This is a genomic window from Microbacterium sp. X-17 (assembly GCF_039615055.1).
The window spans coordinates 143,909-161,761 of the sequence record NZ_JBDHNI010000006.1 but is presented as its reverse complement, the minus strand read 5'-3'; the positions used below and the strand labels follow the sequence as shown (position 1 = coordinate 161,761).

Here is a 17,853-nt window from a genome sequence, read left to right as displayed (position 1 = left end):
AGTTTCCACAGCGGTTAACACCATTAATGATTAATCCTTCTCAGTTAAGGCCGGCCGACAACCTCAAGCGCTGGCTCGAATGACAACTTCTCCGCCGAAGGCCAAGCGCTAGGATCGGTGACGTTCGTATCCGAGCGCCGACCAGGGGAGACTTCGTGAAGTTCCAAGCCAATCGGGATGTCTTCAGTGAGGCCGTCTCCTTCGCCGTGAAGCTTCTTCCGCAGAGGACCACCCTCCCCATCCTGAGCGGCGTACTGATCGAGACCACGGACACAGGACTGCAGCTCTCGTCGTTCGACTACGAGGTCTCGGCACAGACCGAGATCGCGGCCGAGGTCGAGGAGCCGGGGCGCGTGCTCGTCTCCGGGCGCCTCCTGGCGGAGATCGCCGCCAAGCTCCCGAACGCGCCCGTGCAGTTCTCGACCGAGGAGTCGAAGATCGTGGTCCGCGCCGGATCGGCGAACTTCACACTGCTGTCCATGCCGGTGGAGGAATACCCGAGCATCCCGCAGGTCGGCGGGGAGGCCGGACTCGTGCCCGCAGAGGAATTCGCCGAGGCCGTCGCCCAGGTCGGCGTCGCCGCGTCGCGCGACGATGTCACTCCGGTGATCACCGGCGTGCAGCTCGAGGTCGGAAACAACACGCTCGGCCTGGTCGCGACCGACCGCTATCGCGTCGCCGTCCGCGAGATCGACTGGGACAACGGCACCACCTCCGGCGAGGCCCAGACTGCGCTCGTCCCCGCCCGCACCCTGACGGAGATCGGCAAGACGTTCGGCCACTCCGGGACGGTGTCCATCTCGATCACCAACCGCGACGACCGCGAGCTCATCGCGTTCACGGCCGACAAGAAGACCGTGACGTCGCTGCTGATCAAGGGCAACTTCCCACCGGTCCGCCGGCTCTTCCCCGAGCAGGTCGACAATTACGCGGTGATGAACACCGCCGAGCTCATCGAGGCGACGCGCCGCGTCTCCCTCGTCCTGGAGCGCGAGGCCGCGCTCCGCTACACCTTCACCGCCGACGGGCTGACGCTGGAAGCGATCGGCTCGGAGCAGGCGCAAGCATCCGAGAGCATCGACGCTCTCCTCACTGGCCAGGAGACGGTGGTTTCATTGAAGCCGCAGTTCCTGCTCGATGGTCTCGGTGCCGTGCACTCGGAATTCGTGCGCATCTCCTTCACCAAGACCGAGAACCCCAACAAGCCGGGTCCGGTGCTCATCACGAGTCAGACCTCGAAGGATCAGTCCGGTTCGGACTCCTACAAGTACCTGCTGCAGCCCAACCTGCTGCTCCGCTAGGACCCGGTCCCGCTCCACGAGAGAAGAAGGACAATCATGCACATCGGCCTCATCGGTCTCGGACGCATGGGCAACAACATGCGCGCTCGCCTGGAGAAGAAGGGCATCGAGGTCACCGGCTACGACACCAATCCCGACGTGTCGGATGTGGCCACCCTCGCCGACCTCGTCGCGGCGCTCCCTGCTCCGCGCACCGTCTGGGTGATGGTGCCGGCCGGCGAGATCACCGACTCGGTGATCACCGACCTGGAGCCGCTGCTGGAGAAGGGCGATCTCGTCATCGACGGCGGAAACTCGAAGTTCACCGAGGACTTCAAGCACGCCGAGCAGCTCGCGCCGAAGGGCGTCGACTTCATGGACGCCGGCGTCTCCGGCGGCATCTGGGGTCTCGACAACGGCTACGGCCTGATGGTCGGCGGCTCGAAGGAGCAGGTCGAGCGGGTCATGCCCGTCTTCGACGCACTGCGTCCGGAGGGTCCGCGCGACGAAGGCTTCGTCCACGTCGGCGAGGTGGGCGCCGGCCACTACGCGAAGATGGTGCACAACGGCATCGAGTACGCGCTGATGCAGGCCTACGCCGAGGGCTATGAGCTCCTGGACACCCGCAAGGACATCATCAAGGACGTCACGGGCACGTTCAAGGCGTGGCAGCGCGGCACGGTCGTGCGCTCCTGGCTGCTCGACCTCCTGGTGCGCGCGCTGGAGCAGGACCCGGAGTTCGAGCACATCGAAGGCTTCGTGCAGGACTCGGGCGAGGGCCGCTGGACGGTCGAGGAGGCGCTGAACAACGCCGTCCCCGTCCCCACGATCAGCGCCTCGATCTTCGCGCGCTTCGTCTCGCGCCAGAAGGACTCGCCCGCGATGAAGGCGGTCGCCGCCCTCCGCAACCAGTTCGGCGGCCACGCCGTGAAGGCCGTGGACTAACCCTCATTGAGAGTTACGCACCTTTCCCTGACTGATTTCCGCAACTATCGCACCGCGGAGGTCCCGTTCGCGGCCGGCGCCAATCTGTTCGTCGGCCGCAACGGTCAGGGCAAGACCAACCTCGTCGAATCGCTCGGCTACCTGAGCACCCTCGGGTCGCATCGGGTGTCGAGCGATCAGGCGATGATCCGCAAGGACGCCGACTCGGCGATCGTCCGGGCGCGCATCGAGCACGACGGCCGCGAGCTCCTCGTGGAGGTGCAGCTCAACCGCTCCTCGCCGAATCGCGCGCAGGTGAACCGCGGCGCGATCAAGCCGCGCGAGCTGCCGCGGTACTTCTCCAGCGTGCTGTTCGCTCCGGAGGACCTGGCGCTGGTCCGCGGTGAGCCCGGCATCCGGCGCCGGTTCCTCGATCAGCTCCTGATCCAGCGGAGCCCGCGGTTCTCTGCGGTCATCGCCGATTACGAGCGGGTGCTCAAGCAGCGGAACACCCTGCTGAAGTCGGCCCGCGCCTCCCGCGTGAAGCCCGACCAGCTCGGGACCCTCGACATCTGGGACGAGCGGCTGGTCGCCCTCGGCACGGAACTGGTGGATGCGCGGCTCGACCTGGTCGCCCGGCTCAGCGATCCGCTCGTGGCGGCGTACCGGTCGGTCGCCGGCGACGACCACCATCCGCGGCTCATCCCGCAGCTCACGATCCGCGGCGCGCACGTGGACGATGACGACGACGATGCCGATACGACGGTAACCAGCTCAGCCGGTGACACGGCGGACGTGTTCCGCGGCGCCCTGGCTGCGGTGCGCGCGAAGGAGCTGGAGCGTGGCCTCACCCTGGTCGGCCCCCACCGCGACGACGTGCTGTTCGAGCTCAACGGACTGCCGGCCAAGGGCTACGCCAGTCACGGGGAGTCTTGGTCGTTCGCACTGGCGCTGAAGCTGGCCTCCGCCGAGCTGCTCCGCCGGGAGTCCGCGACCGGCGACCCCGTGCTGATCCTCGACGACGTCTTCGCCGAGCTGGACCAGGCCCGCAGGCGCATGCTCGCAACCGCCGTAGTCGGTTACGAACAGGTGCTCATCACGGCTGCCGTCTACGACGACGTCCCGGAGACCCTCACCGCCCACACCGTGCGGATCGAGGCCGGGACTATCGTGGGATCGTGAGCGAGGCGTCGGCCGTCTACCTGCGGATGAAGGAGCTCTTCACGGGCACCCCCTCCCGCAGTCGCCGCACGAAACGCGGCGCGGAGGACCCGTCGGCGTCCAAGCCGTTCGGGGCCGGCCGCGACCCGCGCGGGCTCGGGGACGTGGTCGACGCCCTCGCGCAGCAGCTCGGCTGGACGGCACCGCTCGCGAAGTCGGACCTCCTGGAGGGGTGGGAGCAGCTCGCCGGCGAGGAGACCGCCAAGCACGCGGTTCCCGACCAGATCGCAGACGGTGTGCTGGTCGTGCGATGCGAGTCGACGGCCTGGGCGACACAGCTGCGGATGATGCGTTCGGAGCTGCTGGTGCGCATCGGCGAGCGGTTCCCGGACGCGGACATCCAGTCGATCCGTTTTCAAGGCCCGGACGCCCCCTCCTGGAAACGCGGTCCCAGGTCGATTCCAGGGCGCGGTCCGCGCGATACTTACGGCTGACTGCACAAAAGAGGTCGCCCATTCGAAGAAAACGCGTCAGAGGGGCGATTTCGGGCAATCCGGCTCCCTGCCCTTGGTAGAATGGAGAGTCACTGTCAGGTGCGGTCAGGAGCCAAATTTCATATGACGATGGAACCGAACAGGGCCGAGGCGGAACACGACTACGGCGCGAATGAGATCCAGATCCTCGAAGGTCTCGAAGCCGTCCGCAAACGACCCGGAATGTACATCGGCTCCACCGGTCCCCGCGGCCTCCACCACCTGGTGTACGAGATCGTGGACAACTCCGTCGACGAGGCGCTCGCCGGTCATGCCGACAACATCGAGGTGACGATCCTCCCCGACGGCGCGGTGCGCGTGGATGACAACGGCCGCGGCATCCCGGTGGACGAGCACCCGACCGAGAAGAAGTCCACGGTGGAGGTCGTCCTCACGATCCTGCACGCCGGCGGAAAGTTCGGCGGCGGCGGTTACGCGGTCTCCGGCGGCCTCCACGGCGTGGGCAGCTCCGTCGTGAACGCGCTCTCCTCGCGTCTCGACGTCGAGGTCCACCGTCAGGGGCACGTCTGGCGGCAGAGCTACCGCAACGGCGTCCCTCAGGCTCCGCTCGAGAAGGGCGAGGCGTCCGACCGCACCGGGACGATCATCACGTTCTGGCCGAGCGCCGACACGTTCGAGACGATCGTGTTCGACTACGACACGCTACGGACGCGCTTCCAGCAGATGGCCTTCCTCAACAAGGGCCTGCGCATCGCGATCACCGACGAGCGCGCACCCGAGGTCGAGCCCGTCGAGGGCGAGGTCGAGGAGGATGCCACGGTGTTCGCCGCTCGCTCGGAGGTCTTCCTCTACGAGCGCGGCCTGACCGACTACGTGCACTACCTCAACTCCGCCAAGAAGGCCGACGTGGTCCACGACGAGATCATCTCGTTCGAGTCGGAGGACACCGATCGCAAGATCGCGCTCGAAGTCGCGATGCAGTGGACCACGAGCTACAACGAGTCCGTCTTCACCTACGCGAACACGATCAACACGCATGAGGGCGGCACGCACGAGGAGGGGTTCCGCGCTGCGCTGACCACGCTGGTCAACCGCTACGCGCGCGAGAAGAACATCCTCAAGGAGAAGGACGACAACCTCTCGGGCGAGGACGTGCGCGAGGGCCTCACCGCCGTCATCTCGGTCAAGCTGTCCGAGCCGCAGTTCGAGGGCCAGACCAAGACCAAGCTCGGCAACACCGAGGCCAAGGCGTTCGTGCAGAAGGTCGTCGGCGACCAGCTCGGCGACTGGTTCGACCGCAACCCGAACCAGGCCAAGGAGATCATCCGCAAGGCGCTCCAGGCCGCGACCGCGCGCCTCGCCGCCCGCAAGGCGCGCGAGACCGCGCGCCGCAAGGGCCTGCTGGAGAGCGGCGGGATGCCGGGCAAGCTCAAGGACTGCGCGTCCAAGGACCCGACGCTGTCGGAGATCTTCATCGTCGAGGGCGACTCGGCAGGCGGCTCGGCCGTCCAGGGCCGCAACCCGGAGACCCAGGCGATCCTCCCGCTGCGCGGCAAGATCCTCAACGTCGAGAAGGCCCGGCTCGACCGCGCCCTCGCGAACAACGAGGTCCAGGCCATGATCACGGCGTTCGGCGCCGGCATCGGCGAGGACTTCAACCCGGAGAAGGCGCGCTATCACAAGATCGTGCTGATGGCCGACGCCGATGTGGACGGCCAGCACATCACGACCCTGCTGCTGACCCTGCTGTTCCGTTATATGCGTCCGCTCATCGAGCTCGGCTACGTGTACCTCGCGCAGCCGCCGCTCTACCGGCTCAAGTGGTCGAACGCCGACCACGAGTACGTCTACTCCGACCGCGAGCGCGACGCGTTCCTCGCGGAGGGCCTCGCCGCCGGCAAACGCATCCCGAAGGACAACGGCGTGCAGCGCTACAAGGGTCTGGGTGAGATGGACTACAAGGAGCTGTGGGAGACCACGATGAACCCGGAGACGCGCACGCTGCTCCAGGTGACGCTCGACGACGCGGCCGCCGCCGACGAGATCTTCGCCACCCTGATGGGCGAGGACGTCGAGTCGCGCCGTTCGTTCATCCAGAAGAACGCCAAGGACGTGCGGTTCCTCGACATCTGAGGACCTGCGACGACGAGACCACACGGTCTGAGAAGAGAGCACTGTGACGGACGAGACCCCCACCGGCGAGAGCTTCGGCATCCACGGCAAGATCGACCAGGTCGACCTGCAGTCGGAGATGCAGCGGTCGTACCTCGACTACGCGATGAGCGTCATCGTCGGGCGCGCGCTGCCCGAGGTGCGCGACGGCCTGAAGCCGGTCCACCGGCGCGTGATCTACGCGATGTTCGACGGCGGCTACCGGCCGGACAAGGCGTTCTCGAAGTGCGCCCGCGTCGTCGGCGACGTGATGGGGCAGTTCCATCCGCACGGTGACTCCGCCATCTACGACGCGCTCGTGCGCCTCGTGCAGCCGTGGAGCCTCCGCTACCCGCTCGCGCTCGGCCAGGGCAACTTCGGCTCCCCGGGCAACGACGGCGCCGCGGCCCCGCGGTACACCGAGACCAAGATGGCCCCGCTGGCGCTGGAGATGGTCAGGGACATCGACGAGGAGACCGTCGACTTCCAGGACAACTACGACGGCCGCACCCAGGAGCCGGCCGTCCTCCCGAGCCGCTTCCCGAACCTGCTGGTCAACGGCTCGGTCGGCATCGCGGTCGGCATGGCCACGAACATCCCGCCGCACAACCTCCGGGAGGTCGCCGACGGTGCCCTCTGGCACCTGGCCAACCCGGAGGCCTCGCGCGAGGAGCTGCTGGAAGAGCTGATCAAGCGGATCAAGGGCCCGGACTTCCCGACCGGCGCGCAGATCCTCGGCGTCAAGGGCATCCAGGACACCTACCGCACCGGCCGCGGCTCGATCACGATGCGCGCCGTCGTGAGCATCGAGGAGCTCCAGGGCCGCGTGTGCCTGGTTGTCACCGAGCTGCCGTACCAGGTGAACCCGGACAACCTGGCGATCAAGATCGCGGAGCTGGTCAAGGACGGCCGCGTCGGCGGCATCGCCGACATCCGCGACGAGACCTCGGGCCGCACCGGTCAGCGCCTCGTGATCGTCCTCAAGCGCGACGCGGTCGCGAAGGTCGTGCTGAACAACCTCTACAAGCACACCCAGCTGCAGGAGAACTTCGGCGCCAACATGCTGGCGATCGTGGACAACGTGCCGCGCACGCTCGCCCTAGACGGCTTCATCACCGCGTGGGTCGAGCACCAGATCGACGTCATCGTGCGCCGCACCCGTTTCCGCCTCCGTAAGAAAGAGGAGCGGGCCCACATCCTGCGCGGCTACCTCAAGGCGCTCGACGCGCTGGACGAGGTCATCGCGCTCATCCGCCGGTCCGCGACCGTGGAGGACGCGCGTGACGGCCTGAAGAGCCTGCTCGACGTGGACGACGTCCAGGCCGACGCGATCCTCGCGATGCAGCTGCGCCGCCTCGCCGCCCTGGAGCGCCAGAAGATCATCGAGGAGCACGACCAGATCGAGCTGGAGATCCTCGACCTCAAGGCGATCCTCGAAGACCCGACCCGTCAGCGCACGATCGTGAGCGAGGAGCTCACCGAGATCGTGGACCGCTTCGGCGACGACCGCCGCACCGAGATCATGTTCGGCTTCGACGGCGACATGAGCGTCGAGGACCTCATCCCCGAAGAGGAGATGGTGGTCACGGTCACCCGCGGCGGCTACATCAAGCGCACGCGCAGTGACAACTACCGCAGCCAGCACCGCGGCGGCAAGGGCGTCAAGGGCGCCCAGCTCCGCGGCGAGGACGTGGTCGACCACTTCTTCGTGACGACGACGCACCACTGGCTCCTCTTCTTCACGAACAAGGGCCGCGTCTACCGCGCCAAGGCGTACGAGGTGCAGGAGGCCGGCCGCGACGCGAAGGGCCAGCACGTCGCGAACCTGCTCGCCATGCAGCCGGACGAGGAGATCGCGGAGATCCTGGACATCCGCGACTACAAGGCCGCGCAGTACCTGGTGCTCGCCACCCGCGACGGCCTCATCAAGAAGACCGCGCTGGAGGAGTACGACACCAACCGCTCCGGCGGCATCATCGCGATCAAGCTCCGCGAGGACGACGAGCTCGTCTCGGCGCTGCTGGTCGAGGAGGACTCCGACCTCCTGCTCGTCTCCCGCAAGGGCATGTCGATCCGATTCACAGCAACCGACGAGGCGCTGCGGCCGATGGGCCGCTCCACCTCCGGCGTGATCGGGATGCACTTCCGCGGCGACGACAGTCTGCTCGATGCGGCCGTCGTCTCCGACGAGGGCTACGTCTTCGTCGTGACCGAGGGAGGCTATGCCAAGCGCACCTCGGCCGACCAGTACCGCCTCCAGAACCGCGGCGGACTGGGCATCAAGGTCGCCAAACTGAGCGACGACCGAGGGGATCTGGTGGGTTCTCTCATCGTCGACGAGGACGACGAGGTCCTGGTGGTTCTTGCCAGCGGCAAGGTGGTACGCTCTGCCGTGGCCGAGGTACCCGCCAAGGGCCGAGACACTATGGGTGTCGTTTTTGCACGATTCGCCGAGACGGACAAGATCATCGCTCTGGCGAAGAACACCGAGCGCAACCTGGATTCCCAGGAAGCCGATGCAGAATCGGTAGCCGACGATGAAACCGGTCGTGCCGGGAAGGATGAAGCCGTAGATGAGCAGTAGCGTCGCCGAGAAACTCGCGAGGAAGTCGACACGACGACCCACGTCCGCCAAGCAGGTGCGACTGAAGCTCGTCTACATCGACTTCTGGTCGACTGTGAAGCTCTCGTTCCTCGCAGGCATCTGCCTGGCGATCATCGCGATCGTCGGCACCTTCCTGATCTGGACCGTCCTCGACCGCACCGGCATCTTCGACCAGCTCAACGGCCTGGTGAAGGACGTCTCCGGCGCGAGCGGCGGCGACCTCCGCTCCGTGCTCGGCCTCGGCCAGGTCATGGGCTTCTCGCTGGTGGTGGGCATCCTCGACATCGTCGTGGTGACCGCTCTCGGCGCCGTGTTCGCGCTGCTCTACAACCTGTCGGTCAAGATCACGGGCGGTCTGCTCGTGGGCTTCACCAACAACTGAGCGCGGCCGGCGCTCGATTTCACCATCCGGGCTCAGATCAGGTACCCTCTTATCTGTTGCCCATTCGGGGATATAGCTCAGGCGGTTAGAGCGCTTCGCTGATAACGAAGAGGTCCGAGGTTCAAGTCCTCGTATCCCCACCATGTGTCGTGACGGACACCATCTCCCGGGGCCTTAGCTCAGTTGGTAGAGCGCCTGCTTTGCAAGCAGGATGTCAGGAGTTCGAATCTCCTAGGCTCCACAGTCTTATTCACTCGGAGGGGCGATAGGCCTCATCGGCACGGTGCTCGAGTACGCGATACTCGTGGTCACGCTGCCGAGGGTCCCGATCGTGCCGGACACCTGTTCGAGGTGGCGCATCGAGGTCGCGACGACCTTCAGGATGAAGCAGTCGTCTCCCGTGACGTGGTAGGCCTCCACGACCTCCGGCGTGGCTGCGAGCAGGTCGTGCAGTGGCGTGTACTGACTGCTCGGGTAGCGCAGCCGCAGGAACGCGAGGATCCCGTAGCCCAATCGCTCCGGGTCCACGACGGCGCGATAGCCCGAGACCACGCCCGCTTCCTCCAACCTCCGAACGCGTTCGGCGACCGCACTGTTCGACATGTGGACGGTGCGGGCGAGCTCTGCGATCGACTGCCGGCCGTCGCGCTGGAGCTCGGCGAGGAGGGCGCGATCGACTCCGTCGGCGATGAATGGTGGATTCGCGGTCATGAGGGGATTCTGGCACGCAATTCACGGCCAGGGAGGTCGAATGCCGTGGATCGCCTGTTCAAATCACGCTTCGACCTCCCTACTGTTGTGTTCATGACGACGACCTCCGAGGCCGCGCAGCACTTCGCGGCGAAGCTCCGCTTCGAGACCGACCCCTCCGACGTGCGCGCCGCGCAGGTGGCGGGGGAGCGCTTCACGCTGATCGACAGCCGTGGCGATGCGGCGTGGGCGCAGGGCCGGATCGCCGGAGCTGTCCACCTCCCGACGGCGGAGATCGCCGTGCGAGCCGGTGCGCTCGTGCCGCTCGACCTGCCCGTGGTGGTCTACTGCTGGGGCCCAGGCTGCAACGGAGCGACCCGTGCCGCCCTCGCGTTCAGTCTGCTGGGCTACGAGGTGCGCGAGCTCATCGGCGGCTTCGAGTACTGGGCGCGGGAGGGCCTCCCGGTCGAGGACGAGCACGGGCCTGTGGAGCGCGCGGCGGATCCGCTGACCGCGCCGGTGGGTGCGGTGAGCTGCGCGTGCTGAGGCGCTGGCCTACTTGAGCAACCGCGACAGCACCCGATCCGACAGCGGCTTCCCTCCGGTCTGGCACGTCGGACAGTACTGCAGCGTGGAGTCCGCGAAGATCACCTGCCGGATCGTGTCGCCGCACACCGGGCAGGGTTGGCCGGTGCGGCCGTGGACGCGCATCCCCGACTTCTTCTCGCTCTTCAGCTCCGACGCGGCCAGGCCCTCCGAGCGGGCGAGGGCCTCGTGCAGCGTCTCCTCGAGCGCGGCGTAGAGGCGGTCGACCTCCTCCGCGCTCATCGAGGCGGGCTTGAAGGGGGACATCTTCGCGACGTGCAGGATCTCGTCGGAGTAGGCGTTGCCGATTCCGGCGATCAGGGCCTGGTTGCGCAGCACGCCCTTGATCTGCGCGCGGCCCTGTCCGGCGAGGATGGCGGCGAACGCGTCCCGCGTGAACGCCGCGTCGAGCGGGTCAGGGCCGAGGCGGGCGACGCCGGGCACCTCCGCCGGGTCGTGGACGATGGAGATGGCGAGGCTCTTCTTCGTGCCGGCCTCGGTGATGTCCAGGCCGGAGCCGTCGTCGAGCACCAGGCGTGCAGCCAGTGGTCCCCTGCTGGGCCTCCCGGTCGGCGGGGGCGGGGGAGTCTCGCGCCAGCGGATCCAGCCGGCACGCGCGAGATGGATGACGACGTGGAGGTCGCCGGCCGCGATGTCGAGGAACTTGCCGTGGCGGCTGACCCCGGTGATCGTCAGCCCCTTCAGCGCCTCGGGCGGGGGGTCGAACGTCTTCAGCGCGGAGAACGCGACGATGCTGAGCCGGTCGATGACGCGACCGGTCAGCCGCTCGCCCAGGTCGGCGGCGAGGGCGGTGACTTCCGGCAGTTCGGGCACCACCCCATACTGCCGCTCTCCACCGACGAGCGGCAGTAGGGTGTCGGAATGGACATCAGGGTCGCCGCCTACGGCGTCATCGTGGACGGGCCGCGCATCCTGCTCGCGCACTGGAACGAGGGCGGCCGCTCCGGGTGGACACTGCCCGGCGGCGGGATCGAGCCCGGCGAGGACCCGCTCGACGCGGTCGTGCGCGAGATCGAGGAGGAGACGGGCTTCGAGGCGCGGGCGGACGAGCTGCTCGGCATCGACTCGAAGATCGTCCCCGCCGAGGCGCGCTTCGTCCCGGAGGCCGGGCCGCTGCACGCGCTCCGGATCGTCTACCGCGCGACCGTCACCGGCGGGAGCCTGAGGAACGAGCTCGACGGGACGACGGACGAGGCCGCGTGGTTCGCGCTGGCCAGCATCCCGAACCGGCGGGTCGACCTGGTCGACGTCGCACTGCGCATGGCCGGTCTCGGCGACCTGGCCCGTCCGCAGCGCTGAGCCGCGGTCAGGCGACCCGGGTCACGGAGCGCTGCTCGGACGGGATGATGATCCACATCGCGATGTAGGCGATGAACTGCGGTCCAGGCAGCAGCAGGGACAGCAGGAAGAGCAGTCGTACCGTCAGCGGCTTCAGACTGAAACGGTCGGCCAGTCCGGCGCAGACGCCGCCGAGGATGCGGCCGTCGAGGGGTCGTTGCAGAGTGTTCATGGCTCCAGCCTCGTCATCACGAGACCGGAGCGCCATCGGGGAAACCCCCGATTCGACCCTGGGGTCGGCCGTCCGCGGAAGGACTACTCCGCGGCGGGAGTCGTGGGTTCCTCGTCGGCGACCCAGAGCTCGTCGTCCGCGCGGAAGGTCTGCCAGACCGCGTAGAGCAGGCCCGCTGCCGCGATGACGCCCAGGCCGACCGCGATGACCGTGCCGACACCCGGGCCCGAGTTGCGGGAGGCCGCGGAGGCCTTCTTGGTGATCTCCTTGCGCGCCTTGGTGAAATCACCGGCGAAGGCGGCGCTGCGAGCGGCCCGCGCGTGGTCGACCACCGAGAGCGCGGTTCCGACGGCGGTGCCGACGGCCGGGATCACGTCGCCGACGAGGCGATCGCGGGCGACCCCCGCATACCGGCCGGCAGAGTCCTTGGCCGTCTGGGCAACGGGACGGACGTACGAGTCGTAGCCCTCGCGCACCCGCGGGGCGAGCTCCTCACGCGAGTAGTGCGCGGCCTGCTTGCGGGCGGCGGCGGCCAAAGCGTTGGCGTTCGCGATCACTTCCTGCTGCTGCCCCCACAGCTCCTGCGCGTCACTCCGCAGACGGTCGAGCTCCTTCTGGCGCTTCCGTGTCAGGCTCATTCTGGACCTCCATTGCGTCGGCTGGGCGAACTGACTCCATCTTGCCACCGAAAGCCCTGAGGATGGCCCGAGAGCCGAAGTGCGCTCCCGAAACCCAACTGGGCCCTGTGCAAGAATTAGTGGCATGTCTAAGCACACCGCTGTCGCCACGCTCCACACTAACTACGGAGACATCAAGGTCAACCTCTTCGGCAACCACGCTCCGAAGACGGTCCGTAACTTCGTGGGCCTCGCGACCGGTGAGATCGAGTGGACGCACCCCGGCTCCGGCGAGAAGACCAACAAGCCGCTCTACGACGGCGTGGTCTTCCACCGCATCATCCCCGGCTTCATGATCCAGGGCGGCGACCCGCTCGGTCAGGGCATCGGCGGGCCCGGCTACCAGTTCGACGACGAGATCAACCCCGAGCTCGACTTCACCCAGCCGTACATCCTCGCGATGGCCAACGCCGGCGTCCAGGGCGGCCGCGGCACGAACGGCTCGCAGTTCTTCATCACGGTGGCGCCCACCACGTGGCTGCAGGGCAAGCACACGATCTTCGGCGAGGTCGCGGACGACGCGTCCCGCAAGATCGTCGACAAGCTCGCCGAGCTGCCGACCGACGCCCGCGACCGTCCCCTCGACGACGTGGTGATCGAGTCGGTCGAGATCGACCAGGCCTGAGTTCTGCTGGAGGGCGGAGAGGGAACCATGTCTCAGCCCGTCGACGCTCCGGCGAGCGTCTGCTACCGGCATCCCGATCGCGTCAGCCATGTGCGCTGCCAGCGCTGCGGGCGCGCGATCTGCGGTGAGTGCCAGACTCCCGCCGCGGTGGGAGTGATCTGCCCGGAGTGCATGGCGCAGCAGCGCGCCACCGCGCCGCGCACCCGCTCGCCATGGGTGTCCCGGCTGACGGGCCCCGGCGCGCCTGTTGTCACGTACGCGATCATCGGCATCTGCGTCGTGGTGTTCATCCTGCAGAACCTGCCCGTGATCGGAAATCAGGTCACGAACTCGCTGCTCTACGCCGGCGCCTACTCGTACCCGACCCACTCGCTGTCGCCGGCGCTCGCCTTCGAGCCGTGGCGGATGCTGACCTCGGTCTTCCTGCACGCGAACATCATCCACATCGCGCTCAACATGTACACGCTGTGGATCTTCGGGATGGCACTGGAGCCGGTCCTCGGCCGGGCGCGCTTCCTCACGCTGTTCCTGATCAGCGGGTTCGCCGGCTCGCTCGGCGTGCTGCTGCTCTCTCCGGCCAACCAGCCGGTCATCGGCGCGTCCGGAGCGATCTTCGGCATGCTGGGCGCCTTCTTCATCATCCAGCGCCGGCTCGGCGGCAACGGGATGCAGATCCTGGTGCTGGTCGGCCTCAACCTCGCGATCGGCTTCCTGCCGGGCATGAACATCGCGTGGCAGGCGCACGTCGGCGGTCTCGTCGGGGGTGCCCTGGCCGGGCTGATCTACGTCGAGACGCGCATGCCGTCGCGGCGCCGCTGGCAGACCCCGCTCATCGTGGTGCTGTGCGTAGTGCTCGTGGGCGCGAGCCTGCTGCACTTCGTCTGACGCCGGGCACTTCCCCACAACGCGTGGATAAGTTATCCACAGCCTTATTAACAGTGGGGATAATTACACCGGTGTAACTCTCCACAGGCTTATTAACACTGGGGAGAAGCCGACTGCGGGGCTGTGAGCTGTGGGGAGAAGTGCTGTGGATAAGTGGAGGAATGCGGGCGAGGACGCGGTCAGCGCCAGCGGGTCGTCATCAGGAAGCCGATGAAGGCGATCCCGAAGCCGACCAGGATGTTCCAGGCGCCGAGGGCCGGGATCGGGTACTGGTTCTGGCTGACGTAGAAGACGATGATCCAGATGAGCCCGAGCAGCATGAAGCCGAACATGACGGGCTTGAACCAGACGGGGTTGGGGGCGTCCTCGCCGGTTGCGGCCGAGCTGCGCTCGGGACGGGCGGAGCGCTCGAGCTTGGTCTTGGACTTGGTGCGTGCCATAGCACACAAGTGTAGCGGGAGCGGTCTGAACGTTCGTGGCGATGCAGGCGTGCAGTTCCCGGGAAACACCCGGTTTGGCGGGGCTCGCCCCCGCTTAGAATGTGTCATATGACCGAGCCCGCCGAGCCTGAGCGCCACCGCGCCGGCTCGCGCCGCGCGGCCCGGCCTCCCCGTCGCAAGCGCAGCGCCGGCGAGGTGGTCCTCACCGTCATCGGTGAGCTGCTCATCACGGCCGGAGTGCTGGTCGGCCTCTTCCTCGGCTGGCAGGTGTGGTGGAACAACCTCGTCCTGTCGGGCCAGCAGACCTCGGCGGCGGAGGAGCAGAGCAAGAAGTGGATCGACGACGCGATCAAGGCGCCGCGGCCCACCCCGACGGACCCGTCGTCTCCGGAAGCGGTCGACCCGCCCGTGATGGCGCAGCCCGCGGAATACGAGCCGTTCGCCGTGATCTACATCCCGCGCCTCGGGCCGGACTGGAAGCGCACGATCCGCGAGACCGTCGACGTCGAGAAGGTCCTCAACAGCTACACCGCGGGCGTCGGGCACTATTCCGGCACGGCCATGCCGGGGGAGGTCGGCAACTTCGCCGTCGCCGGCCACGACTCGGGCTGGGGCAACACCTTCATCGACCTGTCCAAGCTGCACCTCGGCGACCGTATCTACGTGCAGACCAAGGACGGCTGGTACACCTACGTCTTCCGCAACTTCGAGTACGTGCAGCCCACGCAGGTGCAGGTGATCGCGTCGGTGCCGCACCATCCCGACGTCCAGCCGATCGACAGGCTCATGACGATCACGACCTGCAATCCGCCGTTCCATGCGGGCGAGCGGCTGATCGCCTACAGCGTCTACGCGGGCTACCAGCCCACGCAGGACGTTCCGAACGAGATCCGCGCCGCGGTGACGGGAGGCTGACCCATGTACGGAGCACTGTGGCGCATCCTCCCCGGGCCGGTGTGGCTGCGCATCGTCATCCTGGTGGTCCTGTTCGCGGTGGTGCTGTGGGCACTGGTGACCTGGGTGTTCCCGTGGGTGGATTCGCTCCTCGGACCACAGGAAGGTACCGTTGGGCCGTGACCCGCGTACTCGTCATCGACAACTACGACAGCTTCGTCTACACGCTCAACGGCTACCTGCGTGAGCTCGGCGCCGAGACCGAGGTCGTGCGCAACGACGACATCGCGATCGAGGACCTGCCGGCGCGCGTGGCGGAGTTCGACGCGGTGCTGGTGTCGCCCGGGCCGGGCAAGCCGGCCGACGCCGGGGTGTCCATCCCGGTCGTGGAGCTCGCGCTGCAGGCCGGGAAGCCGCTGCTCGGGGTCTGCCTCGGGCATCAGGCGATCGCGGAGGCGTTCGGCGGTGTGGTCACCAACGCCGAGGAGCTGATGCATGGCAAGACGTCGCAGGTCGAGCATGACGACAGCCTGCTGTTCGACGGCGTGCCGCAGCCGTTCACGGCGACGCGCTACCACTCGCTGGCGGTCGTGGACGGCACCCTCCCCGACGAGCTCGTCATCACGGCGCGCACGGCCGGCGGCGTGATCATGGCGCTGCAGCACACGACCGCGCCGATCTACGGCGTGCAGTTCCACCCGGAGTCGGTGCTCACCGAGGGCGGCTACCGGATGCTCGGCAACTGGCTGGAGAAGGCCGGTCTCGCCGGCGCCGCGGAGGCGTCCCGGTCGCTCAACCCGCTCGTCAAGCTGGGCTGAGGCTCCGCGCTCGGTCAGCCCGAGCAGTAGGTGAGGCCGACGGTGCTCCCCTGGGGCACGTCGCCCGGCGCGACCGTCTGCGTGTGCACCAGCGGAGCACCGCTGTTCTGCTTGCAGGTGGCGTCGGCCTTCGGATCGGCTGTCAGCCCGAGCTGCTGGAGCAGCGAGGTCGCCGCGGGCAGGGACTGGCCGGTGAGGTCGGTCAGTGTAACCTTGCCGCTGGAGACCGTGAGCGCGATGGCATCGCCCTCGTGGGCGTTGCTCCCGGCCGCGGGCGCGGTCTGGATGACGACGTTGGCCGGCACGGTCGCCGAGTTCTGGGTCGTGACCGGGCCGAGGGTGAGTCCGGCCGCCGTCAGCGCCTGTTTCGCGGCGTCCTGCGTCATGTTGGTCAGGTCGGGGACGGAGACGGCCTTCTTGCCCGTGGACACGAAGACGTTGATCGTGTCGCCGGTGGCCACCACGATCCCGGCGGCCGGGTCGGTGCGGATGACCTGACCCTGCGCGTAGGTCGAGCTGGCCTCCGTGGACTGCGTCCACTTGAGCTTGAGGTCCTCCAGCTGCTTCGTGGCCTTGTCGAGCGTCTGCCCGGACAGGTTGGGCACCTGGCGGGAGCTGTCCGGCATGGTCGTGCTCGGTCCGATCCGCAGCACCCAGGCGAGCACGGCGACGATGACCACCGCCATCACGGCGATGCCGGCCCAGATCCAGATGACCGGTGGGCGGCGCTGCGTGCGGACCATCGTCTGGTCCTCCGCGAGCTGGCGGAACGCTGCTTCGGGGCCGGAGACCGAGCTCGGCGGCGCCCCGAAGAGCGTCTCGGAGAACTCGTCGGGCTGCTTGTGGACGGGGACGCGCCCTGCGGCGGCCTCCTCCAAGTCGTGACGGAAGTCGGCGACCGTCTGGTAGCGCTCGAAGCGGTCCTTGGTGAGGGCGCGGGCGACCACGGTGTCCATCGCCGGCGAGACCTTGGGGTTCACTGTGCTCGGCGCGACGGCCGTCTCGCTGACGTGCTGGTAGGCGACGGCGACCGGGGTGTCGCCGCGGAACGGCGGCCGGCCGGTCAGCATCTCGAACAGGACGACGCCGGTCGAGTAGAGGTCGGTGCGGGCGTCAACCGTCTCGCCCTTGGCCTGCTCGGGCGAGAAGTAGCTGGCGGTGCCGAGCACCGCGGTCGTCTGCGCGACCGTGGCAGAGGAGTCGCTGATGGCGCGGGCGATGCCGAAGTCCATCACCTTGACCTGGCCGGTCGTCGTGATCATGACGTTGCCCGGCTTGATGTCGCGGTGCACCACGCCCGCGCGGTGCGAGTACTCGAGGGCCGTCAGGATGCCCTCGGTGATCCGGACCGCTTCAGCGACCTCCAGCGGGCCACGCTTGATGAGATCTTTCAGAAGAACGCCGTCGACGTACTCCATCACGATGAAGGGGAGTTGCGCCTCGTGCCCGTTCGGCTCGCGGACCGTCTCCTCACCCGCGTCGAACACCCGCACGATGGTCGGGTGCGTCATCCGCGCCGCGGCCTGGGCCTCCTGGCGGAAGCGCGTGCGGAACGCCGGATCGGTGGCCAGGGACGGCTTGAGCAGCTTGATGGCGACCGTGCGGCCCAGCCGGGTGTCCGTCCCGCGGTGCACGTCGGACATGCCGCCACGCCCGACGAGTTCGCCCACCTGATATCGGCCTGCGAGCAGGCGGCTATCTGGGCTCAAGA

General features: G+C 67.8%; 20 protein-coding genes and 2 tRNA genes. 16 read left to right on the top strand and 6 right to left on the bottom strand.

Annotated elements, in window-relative coordinates:
- Positions 1-155: 155 nt before the first annotated feature.
- The 9 genes from dnaN to ABCS02_RS26790 all read left to right on the top strand — a co-directional run bounded on the left by dnaN (position 156) and on the right by ABCS02_RS26790 (position 9,238).
- Positions 156-1,301, top strand: a complete 1,146-nt coding sequence (dnaN, locus tag ABCS02_RS26830; protein WP_345838766.1) for a DNA polymerase III subunit beta — start codon at positions 156-158, stop codon at positions 1,299-1,301.
- Between the two features lie 36 nt (positions 1,302-1,337).
- Positions 1,338-2,225, top strand: coding sequence for a phosphogluconate dehydrogenase (NAD(+)-dependent, decarboxylating) (gnd, locus tag ABCS02_RS26825; protein ID WP_345838765.1), 888 nt, complete (start codon positions 1,338-1,340; stop codon positions 2,223-2,225).
- Positions 2,226-2,231: 6 nt separating this feature from the next.
- On the top strand, positions 2,232-3,386 hold the full coding sequence (gene recF / locus ABCS02_RS26820; RefSeq protein WP_345838764.1) for a DNA replication/repair protein RecF: 1,155 nt from the start codon (positions 2,232-2,234) through the stop codon (positions 3,384-3,386).
- Positions 3,387-3,412: 26 nt separating this feature from the next.
- Positions 3,413-3,859, top strand: coding sequence for a DciA family protein (locus ABCS02_RS26815; protein WP_345839171.1), 447 nt, complete (start codon positions 3,413-3,415; stop codon positions 3,857-3,859).
- 123 nt (positions 3,860-3,982) lie between these two features.
- Entirely contained in the window at positions 3,983-5,992 is a 2,010-nt protein-coding gene (gene gyrB / locus ABCS02_RS26810; protein WP_345838763.1) for a DNA topoisomerase (ATP-hydrolyzing) subunit B, read from the top strand.
- A gap of 43 nt (positions 5,993-6,035) precedes the next feature.
- Positions 6,036-8,594 carry a DNA gyrase subunit A gene (gene gyrA, locus ABCS02_RS26805; RefSeq protein ID WP_345838762.1) on the top strand — a complete coding sequence of 853 codons (2,559 nt, stop codon included), beginning with the start codon at positions 6,036-6,038 and terminating at the stop codon, positions 8,592-8,594.
- Complete coding sequence (locus ABCS02_RS26800; protein WP_345838760.1) at positions 8,584-8,997, top strand: DUF3566 domain-containing protein; 414 nt, start codon at positions 8,584-8,586, stop codon at positions 8,995-8,997. The genes gyrA and ABCS02_RS26800 overlap by 11 nt, the downstream gene beginning before the upstream one ends.
- A gap of 66 nt (positions 8,998-9,063) precedes the next feature.
- A tRNA-Ile gene (locus ABCS02_RS26795) sits at positions 9,064-9,140 on the top strand.
- 25 nt (positions 9,141-9,165) lie between these two features.
- Positions 9,166-9,238 (top strand) — tRNA-Ala (locus ABCS02_RS26790).
- A 5-nt stretch (positions 9,239-9,243) separates the two neighbouring features.
- On the opposite strand, the gene ABCS02_RS26785 is transcribed toward ABCS02_RS26790, so the two are convergent.
- Positions 9,244-9,708: an Lrp/AsnC family transcriptional regulator gene (locus ABCS02_RS26785; protein WP_345838759.1), complete on the bottom strand. Its 465-nt coding sequence runs from the start codon at positions 9,706-9,708 to the stop codon at positions 9,244-9,246.
- Between the two features lie 93 nt (positions 9,709-9,801).
- Here ABCS02_RS26785 and ABCS02_RS26780 point away from each other — a divergent pair, with 93 nt between their 5' ends.
- Positions 9,802-10,233: a rhodanese-like domain-containing protein gene (locus ABCS02_RS26780; RefSeq protein WP_345838758.1), complete on the top strand. Its 432-nt coding sequence runs from the start codon at positions 9,802-9,804 to the stop codon at positions 10,231-10,233.
- A gap of 9 nt (positions 10,234-10,242) precedes the next feature.
- On the opposite strand, the gene ABCS02_RS26775 is transcribed toward ABCS02_RS26780, so the two are convergent.
- Positions 10,243-11,106: a DNA-formamidopyrimidine glycosylase family protein gene (locus ABCS02_RS26775; protein WP_345838757.1), complete on the bottom strand. Its 864-nt coding sequence runs from the start codon at positions 11,104-11,106 to the stop codon at positions 10,243-10,245.
- A gap of 48 nt (positions 11,107-11,154) precedes the next feature.
- On the opposite strand from ABCS02_RS26775, the gene ABCS02_RS26770 reads away from it, so the two are divergent.
- A complete protein-coding gene (locus ABCS02_RS26770) occupies positions 11,155-11,592 on the top strand; it encodes an NUDIX hydrolase (protein ID WP_345838756.1) in 438 nt (145 codons plus the stop codon).
- A gap of 7 nt (positions 11,593-11,599) precedes the next feature.
- Here ABCS02_RS26770 and ABCS02_RS26765 read toward each other — a convergent pair whose 3' ends face one another.
- Positions 11,600-11,803: a PspC domain-containing protein gene (locus ABCS02_RS26765; protein WP_345838755.1), complete on the bottom strand. Its 204-nt coding sequence runs from the start codon at positions 11,801-11,803 to the stop codon at positions 11,600-11,602.
- An 83-nt stretch (positions 11,804-11,886) separates the two neighbouring features.
- On the bottom strand, positions 11,887-12,441 hold the full coding sequence (locus ABCS02_RS26760) for a hypothetical protein (RefSeq protein WP_345838754.1): 555 nt from the start codon (positions 12,439-12,441) through the stop codon (positions 11,887-11,889).
- A 124-nt stretch (positions 12,442-12,565) separates the two neighbouring features.
- Between ABCS02_RS26760 and ABCS02_RS26755 the strand changes: the two genes are divergently transcribed.
- On the top strand, positions 12,566-13,105 hold the full coding sequence (locus ABCS02_RS26755; RefSeq protein ID WP_345838753.1) for a peptidylprolyl isomerase: 540 nt from the start codon (positions 12,566-12,568) through the stop codon (positions 13,103-13,105).
- Positions 13,106-13,132: 27 nt separating this feature from the next.
- Entirely contained in the window at positions 13,133-13,990 is an 858-nt protein-coding gene (locus ABCS02_RS26750) for a rhomboid family intramembrane serine protease (protein WP_345838752.1), read from the top strand.
- 179 nt (positions 13,991-14,169) lie between these two features.
- On the opposite strand, the gene ABCS02_RS26745 is transcribed toward ABCS02_RS26750, so the two are convergent.
- On the bottom strand, positions 14,170-14,430 hold the full coding sequence (locus ABCS02_RS26745; RefSeq protein ID WP_179604135.1) for a cell division protein CrgA: 261 nt from the start codon (positions 14,428-14,430) through the stop codon (positions 14,170-14,172).
- A gap of 108 nt (positions 14,431-14,538) precedes the next feature.
- On the opposite strand from ABCS02_RS26745, the gene ABCS02_RS26740 reads away from it, so the two are divergent.
- From ABCS02_RS26740 to ABCS02_RS26730, 3 genes are read left to right on the top strand one after another with little or no spacing between them, the layout of a single operon-like run.
- Entirely contained in the window at positions 14,539-15,345 is an 807-nt protein-coding gene (locus ABCS02_RS26740) for a class E sortase (protein WP_345838751.1), read from the top strand.
- Positions 15,346-15,348: 3 nt separating this feature from the next.
- A complete protein-coding gene (locus ABCS02_RS26735; protein ID WP_345838750.1) occupies positions 15,349-15,507 on the top strand; it encodes a hypothetical protein in 159 nt (52 codons plus the stop codon).
- Positions 15,504-16,142, top strand: a complete 639-nt coding sequence (locus ABCS02_RS26730) for a gamma-glutamyl-gamma-aminobutyrate hydrolase family protein (RefSeq protein WP_345838749.1) — start codon at positions 15,504-15,506, stop codon at positions 16,140-16,142. The genes ABCS02_RS26735 and ABCS02_RS26730 overlap by 4 nt, the downstream gene beginning before the upstream one ends.
- 14 nt (positions 16,143-16,156) lie before the next feature.
- Here ABCS02_RS26730 and pknB read toward each other — a convergent pair whose 3' ends face one another.
- Complete coding sequence (gene pknB / locus ABCS02_RS26725) at positions 16,157-17,851, bottom strand: Stk1 family PASTA domain-containing Ser/Thr kinase (protein ID WP_345838748.1); 1,695 nt, start codon at positions 17,849-17,851, stop codon at positions 16,157-16,159.
- Positions 17,852-17,853: the final 2 nt, after the last annotated feature.

Bases quoted from the DNA above. Each gene is read 5' to 3' on its own strand.
- ABCS02_RS26785 (WP_345838759.1), bottom strand. From the start codon at position 9,708: ATGACCGCGAATCCACCATTCATCGCCGACGGAGTCGATCGCGCCCTC.
- ABCS02_RS26800 (WP_345838760.1), top strand. From the start codon at position 8,584: ATGAGCAGTAGCGTCGCCGAGAAACTCGCGAGGAAGTCGACACGACGA.
- ABCS02_RS26770 (WP_345838756.1), top strand. From the start codon at position 11,155: ATGGACATCAGGGTCGCCGCCTACGGCGTCATCGTGGACGGGCCGCGC.
- ABCS02_RS26740 (WP_345838751.1), top strand. From the start codon at position 14,539: ATGACCGAGCCCGCCGAGCCTGAGCGCCACCGCGCCGGCTCGCGCCGC.
- ABCS02_RS26745 (WP_179604135.1), bottom strand. From the start codon at position 14,430: ATGGCACGCACCAAGTCCAAGACCAAGCTCGAGCGCTCCGCCCGTCCC.
- ABCS02_RS26760 (WP_345838754.1), bottom strand. From the start codon at position 12,441: ATGAGCCTGACACGGAAGCGCCAGAAGGAGCTCGACCGTCTGCGGAGT.
- ABCS02_RS26815 (WP_345839171.1), top strand. From the start codon at position 3,413: ATGAAGGAGCTCTTCACGGGCACCCCCTCCCGCAGTCGCCGCACGAAA.
- ABCS02_RS26750 (WP_345838752.1), top strand. From the start codon at position 13,133: ATGTCTCAGCCCGTCGACGCTCCGGCGAGCGTCTGCTACCGGCATCCC.
- gnd (WP_345838765.1), top strand. From the start codon at position 1,338: ATGCACATCGGCCTCATCGGTCTCGGACGCATGGGCAACAACATGCGC.
- ABCS02_RS26735 (WP_345838750.1), top strand. From the start codon at position 15,349: ATGTACGGAGCACTGTGGCGCATCCTCCCCGGGCCGGTGTGGCTGCGC.
- ABCS02_RS26780 (WP_345838758.1), top strand. From the start codon at position 9,802: ATGACGACGACCTCCGAGGCCGCGCAGCACTTCGCGGCGAAGCTCCGC.
- ABCS02_RS26755 (WP_345838753.1), top strand. From the start codon at position 12,566: ATGTCTAAGCACACCGCTGTCGCCACGCTCCACACTAACTACGGAGAC.
- gyrB (WP_345838763.1), top strand. From the start codon at position 3,983: ATGACGATGGAACCGAACAGGGCCGAGGCGGAACACGACTACGGCGCG.
- ABCS02_RS26765 (WP_345838755.1), bottom strand. From the start codon at position 11,803: ATGAACACTCTGCAACGACCCCTCGACGGCCGCATCCTCGGCGGCGTC.